We start from the raw sequence: 1,044 nt of genomic DNA, 5'->3' as shown, positions 1-1,044 counted from the left end.
TACGGTTCTGATGGGGACTCAAGGGGAGGTTCCTTGGGTCTACCTACTTTGTGGTGACATTCCAATACAAATCAGATGCAGTATGGTTCTATGAACACTTAAAACATAGAATGGGACACTTTGGATTAAGCCTTGAAGAAGAAAAGAGCAGGCTGATAGAGTTCGGACGATACGCAAAGGAAAGATGCAGTAAAAGTGGAACGAAGCCAGGTACCTTTACTTTCCTAGGTTTTACACACTACTGTTCCAAAAGCAAGAATGGTAGATTCAGAGTGAAGAGGAAAACCAGTAAGAAGAAGTTTGCGAAGAAATGTAGAGAAATAAATCAACTGATGGGACACATGAAAACATGGAAACTGAAAGAGATTACTGCTAAACTCAATCAGATACTGACTGGTTATTACCATTACTATGGAATCACAGACAATACAGAAAGAATAACAGCATTTCGATACCACGTAATGAAAAGTTTATTCTACTGTCTAAATCGGAGGAGTCAAAAGAAAAGCTACAACTGGGTAGAATTTCTGAATATGATAGATAACAGCTATCCACTGGTAAGACCCCGAATATATGTCAGTGTATATAATTGATAAATGTGAACGATTCGTTTCGCAAAGAGCCGGATGCGGGAAAGCCGCAAGTCCGGATTCTGTGAGGGGCGTACGACCGCAAGGGGTGCGTCTACTCGACATCTAACTAACCGATAAATAAAATAATGAATTAGTAAAAAGTTGATGAAAAGTCTATAAATGTAATGTGACATTGGAGTTTAGCGCAATAGAGTTTGAATATTGTGGATCGCTTGAATTGTTGGAAGAATTCTTTCATAAATATATTAATATTAGAAGTTGTCAGTTATTAAGGATTAATCCTGAAACGAAGAAGTGGAATTGCTCTATGGCAACAAGGGCGAATCGCAGGGAAACCAGGTATTTGCCGATTTGATGCCTCATCTGATCAGGGTAATAGAAAATGCCGGAATGCTGATCATTGATGAATTTGGCAATAGTCTTCATAATAAATTGGCTGAAAAAATTATTG

1 protein-coding gene is annotated in these 1,044 nt (G+C 38.2%); it reads left to right on the top strand.

Annotated elements, in window-relative coordinates; genetic code table 11:
• The first annotated feature begins 110 nt into the window (after positions 1-110).
• Entirely contained in the window at positions 111-593 is a 483-nt protein-coding gene (locus tag LI074_RS18040; RefSeq protein ID WP_055060063.1) for a group II intron maturase-specific domain-containing protein, read from the top strand.
• The last annotated feature ends 451 nt before the right edge of the window (positions 594-1,044 follow it).

The organism is Blautia sp. MSK18_10 (assembly GCF_020553185.1).
Taxonomy (GTDB): Bacteria; Bacillota; Clostridia; order Lachnospirales; family Lachnospiraceae; genus Blautia_A; species Blautia_A wexlerae.
Note: the sequence above shows the minus strand (reverse complement) of the source record. Positions and strands in the feature narration are given on the sequence as shown.